We start from the raw sequence: 6,662 nt of genomic DNA, 5'->3' as shown, positions 1-6,662 counted from the left end.
TGCGTCGACCAGGCTTTCCAACGCCACTTGCATATAGGCGCCGATCCGCCGTGCGCCGATTTCGGCCAACGCTTGAACGGTCAGGCTGAAGCCTTCACCGAGATCGTCCACAGACAGCGTCAGCGGATAGTTGGTGCGTTCTTCACCGCTCAGAATTTGCGCCCCGGCCCAGCGACGGCCTTCACCTGCCGCCTTGGGTGCCTGCGCCGCCACCGCCGTCTGCCGGTAGTTCATCAGCGTGCTGAACAACGGGGTCGGCGCGGCGACGCCACTGCAACGCTGCGCCAGTGACAATGAGGCGTGCTCATGTCTCAACAGGGTCGCCAAGCGTGCGTGGGTCGCTTTCAGCCCGGCCAATACCCCCTGGGGTCCCGCCTCGACGCGCAAGGGTAGTGTGTTGACGAACATGCCCAGGGCATGGCCGCTTTCCTGTCCGCTGTGCAGGCGGCCCATCAGGACCGTGCCGAACACCACATTCTGGCGACCGGACAAACGCCCCACCACCTGACCCCAGGCCAAGTGGTGCAGACTGGCCGTACTCACTCCCTGGCGCCGTGCCTGGGTACGTAGACGCTGGGCCAGGTCGTCGGCCAGCGGCAACACGATTTCTTCGACACCGCTACCGTCGCCCTGCACATCCCGCAGACCGAACGGCAATGTCGGCTCGTCGATGTCCCCCAGCATCTCGCTGAAGAACGCCTCATGGTGTTCGTGGTTGCCGGCCAACCGCACCTGCGCCACATAGTTGCGATAAGGCACCGATACCGGCAGTTCCGCCGAACGGCCCTCCAGATGCGCCTCGATCTCCTTGCCCAACATCCCCAGGGAGGTGGCGTCGTCAATCAGGTGATGGAACAACAATGCCGCGACCCAGTTGCCGTGAGTGACATCTTCGGCGAAATGAATGCGCATCATCGGCGCCTGGCGCAGATCGAAGCGGGTATGACGTGGATCGAAACGGCGCTGCATCTGGTCGGCGACATCGCCTCCCGCCCCGTCCAGCACGAGTTCTTCGACCATCAACCGTGCCTGGCGCCAGACCACCTGGACCGGTTCGCCCAAGCCTTCCCACGCCACCGAGGTACGCAGAATGTCATGGCGTTCAACCGCCACTTGCAGGGCCTGCACAATAGCATCGAGCTGTTCGCGACTGTCGATGCGCAACAGAATCTGCAACAGGTAGGGATCGCCTTCCTCGGTCGCCAGGTGGTGGTACAGGATGCCTTCCTGCAACGGCACCAATGCGTAGATATCCTGGACATTGCCCACGCCGCCCGGCACTGCCGCGACCACCCGATCGATCTCGTCCTGGGTCAGCGTGGCCAGTGGCAGCATGTCCGGTGTGATGCGTTCGACCTCGTGGGCAATAACGTTGTCTGGTACCACGATGCCATTGCCGATGCCCGTGGCGGCGGCCAGCGATGCCAACGTCGGCTGGCCGAAGAGAACCCCCACATCGGCGTGCAGCTTGACCTGGCGCATGCGTTCGATCAGCTTGACCGCCAGCAACGAGTGGCCGCCCAGCTCGAAGAACCGATCGTGTCGACCCACCTGTTCCACACCGAGCAGTTCGGCCCAAAGCCCGGCCAGCACCGTTTCCACTTCGCCTTCAGGGGCTTCGTAGTTGCGACGGGCATAAGCCTGTGAGTCAGGCGCCGGCAGCGCCTTGCGGTCCAGCTTGCCGTTGGTCGTCAGTGGGAGCGCATCCAGCAACACGAATGCACTCGGCACCATGTAGTCCGCCAACAGCCCCAGCAATTGGTCTCGCAGGTCAGCCGCCGAGAGTTGCGCGCCGGCGTCGGCCACGACATAAGCCACCAGGCGCCTGTCCCCCGGACTGTCTTCACGGGCGATCACTACCGCTTCGCGCACCTGCGCGCATTCCGTCAGCTTCGCCTCGATCTCGCCCAGTTCAATGCGGAAACCACGGATCTTTACCTGTTCATCGTTGCGACCCAGGTATTCCAGTTCACCGTTTTTCAGCCAGCGGCCAAGGTCCCCGGTACGGTACATTCGCGCATGAGCCGCGCCGTCGAACGGGTCGGCGAGGAATCGCGTTTCGTTAAGCTCGGGCCGGTTCAGGTAACCCCGCGCCACACCAGCGCCTCCCACATACAACTCGCCCTCCACGCCCACCGGCACGGGCTGGCCGTACTGGTCGAGCAGGTACAGGCGCAGATCGGGAATACGCTTGCCGATGGGACTCACGCCGGTCAACTGTGCGTCGGCCGCTTCAAGCGGACGATACGTCACGTGCACCGTTGTTTCGGTAATGCCGTACATGTTCACCAACTGTGTCCCGGCATTGGTCGCACGGGCATACCAGGGCTTGAGCATCCCGGTTTCCAGCGCTTCGCCGCCAAAGATCACCTGGCGTAGGCTGTGGCGCAGATCGCTGTCACCCTGGGCCACGATCAGTTGCCGGAAAGCACTCGGCGTCTGGTTCAGCACGGTCACACCGGCCTCGCACAGCAGCGCATAGCAGTCTTGCGGAGAACGACTGACCAGTTGCGGCACCACCAGCAGACGGCCGCCGTGGGTCAACGCGCCCCAGATTTCCCAGACCGAGAAATCGAAGGCGAAAGAATGAAACAGCGCCCACACGTCCTGCGGGCCGAATTCGAACCAGGGCTGCGTCGCCGAAAACAGCCGCGCGACGTTGCGGTGCTCGACCATCACGCCCTTGGGCAGGCCGGTCGATCCCGAGGTATAGATCACATAGGCCAAGTGGTGCGAGGCCAGGGCGCGCACATCAGGGTTGAACCGTGGCTGGGCGCTGATACCCGCCGCCTCGGCCTGATCGAGCAACAATACCGGGACTTGCAAGGCGGGCAGCTGAACTTGCAGCGTCGATTGAGTGAGCAAAGCAACCGGCGCACTGTCGTCGAGCATGAAGGCCAGGCGCTCCCGGGGATAAGCCGGATCCAGCGGCACATAGCCGGCACCGGACTTCAGGATGCCCAGCAGGCCGACGATCATGTCCAGGCCGCGCTCAACACAGATCGCCACCCGGTCGTCCGGGCGGACGCCGAGGACTAACAAATGGTGCGCCACCTGATTCGCCCGGGCGTTGAGTTCGCCATAAGTCAGGCAACGGTCTTCATGCACCACCGCTACCGCGTCAGGTCGCGCCCGCGCCTGCGCTTCGAACAGCCCATGGATCGTGTGGTCATGCTCATACGTGCGCGCATCGCTCGCGTTCCAAGCCTGGAGCATGTCCGCTTCGGCCACAGTCGGCAGAATGAAGCCCTCGATCGGCAATGTATCGTCACGCAGGCCTTGCTCCAGCACATGCATGAATCGGTCGGCCATCGACTCGATTTCATCGGCCCGGAAGTAGCTTTCGTTGTAGATCCAGTGCAGCCAGGCATTGTCGTCGTGCGGGTTGCTCCGGATATGGATGGACAGCGGCATCTGCTCCTGGCCATTGGAGCCCATCACAAAATGAGCCGGCGCCTGTCCGAACATGAACCGACGATCTTCCTGCTCATAGGAGAACGAAACGTCGAACAGCTGCGCGCGGTTGTCGCGCCGCAACTCTAGCGAACGGTTCATCTCGCTCAGGGGGAACCGCTGGTTGCGATAATCCTGTTTGAGTGTGCGGGTCACGCCACGTATCAACTCACCAAATGACAAGTCGCTGGCGAACTTGAACCGCACGGCACTGACCTGCGTGAACAACCCCGCCGTTTTCTTGAAGGTTGCATTGGGGCGGTTCAGGATCGGCAGGCCGATCACCAACTCATCGCGCTGGGTGGTCCGTATGAAAAAGACATACAGTGCAGCCAGCAGCACCGAAAAACGTGACGCCTGATGCGCTTGCGCCAAGACCTCGATTCGGTCGCTCAACGTGTGGGCGAAGCGATACAAGGCTTGAGCACTGGGCGCCAGGACCCCGGGCTGCTGATCATGGTGACGCGCGACGAACAGTGGATCCGGAACGTCCTGGTATTTGTCCAGCCAGTACGCCTCATCGAGCTTGAAACGAGGGGAATCACGATAGCGGGCATCCTCGTCGATGAAGCCGACATAGGACGGTGCCGACACGTCAGGCGGCAGCTGGTTTTCCAGGGCGTCATAGAGCTCACCCAGCGAAGTGAGCACCAAGCCGACGCCCCACCCGTCCAGGATGATGTGGTGAAGGTGCATCACAAAGTAAAACGACGCGTCACCGAGTTTAGCCAGATAGAAACGGAACAAAGGGCTTTCATCCAACCTGATGGCGACCGCCATCCTTTGTTGCATCCAGGCATGGACCGCTGCCTCCGGGTCAGGCCGATCGGAAAAATCCAGCACCGGAACCCGCGCTTCCAATGTCTCTGCCATTGTCTGCATGGGCACGCCGTCGGCGCCGTAGTGCAATACCGTACGCAGGGCATCGTACTTTTCAATCAACAGGTCGACCGCCCGCTGAAAACGCTCAGGGTCGACGACGCCCTGGATATGGAGATAGCCACCAATGTTGTACAGGGGGGAATCGCCCTTGGTCATCTGGTCCAGCCAGATGTCCCGCTGCGCTGTCGTCAGAGGGTAACTTGTCGAGAGCTGGAGAAACTGATTCATACCTGCCCCTCCGACACGCGCACGCACACCCACAACGCACTGCCCGAAGCCCTGGGGGCCCGGCGTTTTTCATGACACCGGTCAGCCGACAGGCCTGTTGCAACAACGCCATCCACAGCACGCGCAAAGATAAATTCCATACGTTCCTTCTCAGAGATTTGTCAGTGCTGCCCGGGTTGAATGCAACAGGCACGCCTGGAGTTGATGCAAATCCGCGCAGGTAGCCGGCGCGGCATGGGTCGGTCGAACGACCGGAGCGTTCTTGCATGGCATCGCCGCCCGGCGGCGGATACACGTCTGCCGGGTGGAGATGCCAAGCCTTTTTCACGGGTGTTCAGCAGTCCTGTCGCGACATCGCAAGCCGGACGATGGAGCCTGAATGGGCATCAGGCTCGCTTGTCGCGCAGGGCGCAGTTGATGTCGGAAACGATCTGCCCATCCGACAACTTGATGATGCGATCGGCCAGTTGGAAATACTGGTCGTCATGGGTAATGATCAGCACCGTCTTGCCACGACGCTTGAGGTCGGGCAGCAGCTCCTCGTAGAAGAACTTCTTGAATGGCGGATCCTGGTCCGCGGCCCATTCGTCCAGCACGTAGACCGACCGGTCTTCCATGTAGGCGCACACCAGTGCCAGGCGTTTTTGCTGGCCATAGGACAAGGCCTTCAGGGTTGAATACCCCTGCCCTTCGATCTTGATCTTGTCGGCCAGCCCCAGGGTTTCCAAGTACTTGCTCGCCAGTGTCGGGCTGCCGTCCTCTTCGTCGGGGCCAATGAGGCGATTGAACAGATGGAAATCGGAAAATACCGCTGAGAACAGATCGCGATAGTCGTTGCGATTTTCATCCGTGACAGGCTTGCCATCGAGCTGGACCTCACCCTCCTGGGGGATGTAGAGCCCGCAGAGGAGCTTGGCCAAGGTGCTTTTACCGCAACCGTTGCCACCGACGATGTAGATCAACTCGCCGGCCTGCACCGTCAGGTCGATGGGCCCCAGGGAGAAGCCGGTCTCGGCGTGCAGCTCCTGGTAATGCATGCGCACGGCTTTCAATTCGATGCGATTCCAGGACTTCTTGTGCTCCAGCAGATGAACCTTGGGCACGTCGGTCTCGAGAGGCTCCGGGTGCGGATCGTTGATCGAGAAACCGAATTCCGAAAGACGCGTACACGCCACCCGTCCCGCCGCCAGCAAGGGCATCGCCCCGACCAGCAACGACAGCGGGCCCATGATGTACAACACCGCCAGGACGCTGGCGGTCATGATTTTCGGCTCGATGGCACCAACCAGGGGCGCGGCGAACAGCAGGCAACCGATCAGCAGCGACAGCGTGAATTGCCCAACGTTGTCGGCAGCGGTGTACCACAGGCGCTCGACGAAGTTGTAGCGCGCCACACGGGTCGAAGACGCCTCGATGGCCGAGCGACCGAACCAACGACGCCGCACGCCATTGAGCTTGAGTTCCTTGAGGCCGAACACCAGGGCGTGGGTGTATTCATTGAACGCGGTGTATTCGTCCCGCACACGAGAGGTGTTCCGCACGCCACAGGAAAAGAAGAACAGATACAGCCCCACCCCCAGGATCATCAGTGACACCGTCAAGGCCAGCACGACCCACGACAGGTAGGCCAGGTAGCCGATGCCGAACAGAAAGACCGTCGTCTCCACCAGGATGGTAGGCATGATGATCAATGTCGTATTCAATTGCGGGATGTCGTTGGTCAGCATCGTCAGCACATTGGGCGGGCCGCGCCGGTCCACTTCTTCCAGTGGCGTGGCGAGAATCTTGCGACACAGCGCAATGCGCAAGCGCGTCATGATCCGCATGCTGGCGTAGGCCGGGAACAACGCCGCACCGTTGCGCAGGATCAGCGCCGTGGCACTGAGCCCGATGAACCAGTACAGCGCCTGCAGGCGCGAGCCGTCATTGTAGAGAGCGTCGTTGATCACGCTCACCACCGCAATGGACGCCACCCCGCTGATGACACCGCAGATCAACGTAAAGAGCGTCAGCCAGGGATGGTTACGCCACAACAGACGCATGACCGAGCCCGCTTTGGGCTTCTTCGCTTTCTTCTCTTTTTTCATGGGTTGCTATCC

Annotated in this window: 2 protein-coding genes; both read right to left on the bottom strand. The window is 61.3% G+C overall.

Translation table 11 applies throughout. The annotated features are described in order from the left end of the window. Nucleotides 1–4,563 (bottom strand): non-ribosomal peptide synthetase (locus J4E63_RS20960; protein ID WP_207283212.1); only part of this gene is annotated, 4,563 nt, incomplete at its 3' end. A 386-nt stretch (nucleotides 4,564–4,949) separates the two neighbouring features. Beyond that, complete coding sequence (locus J4E63_RS20955) at nucleotides 4,950–6,650, bottom strand: cyclic peptide export ABC transporter (RefSeq protein WP_207283211.1); 1,701 nt, start codon at nucleotides 6,648–6,650, stop codon at nucleotides 4,950–4,952. Nucleotides 6,651–6,662 lie beyond the last annotated feature (12 nt).

This window comes from Pseudomonas sp. FW300-N2F2 (genome assembly GCF_017351655.1).
Taxonomy (GTDB): domain Bacteria; phylum Pseudomonadota; class Gammaproteobacteria; order Pseudomonadales; family Pseudomonadaceae; genus Aquipseudomonas; species Aquipseudomonas fluorescens_AA.
The sequence above is the reverse complement of the archived record's forward strand: the minus strand, read 5'-3'. Positions and strand labels throughout refer to the sequence as shown.

What these genes read in the sequence shown, in the direction of transcription:
- J4E63_RS20955 (WP_207283211.1), bottom strand. Translation starts at nt 6,650, where the DNA reads ATGAAAAAAGAGAAGAAAGCGAAGAAGCCCAAAGCGGGCTCGGTCATG.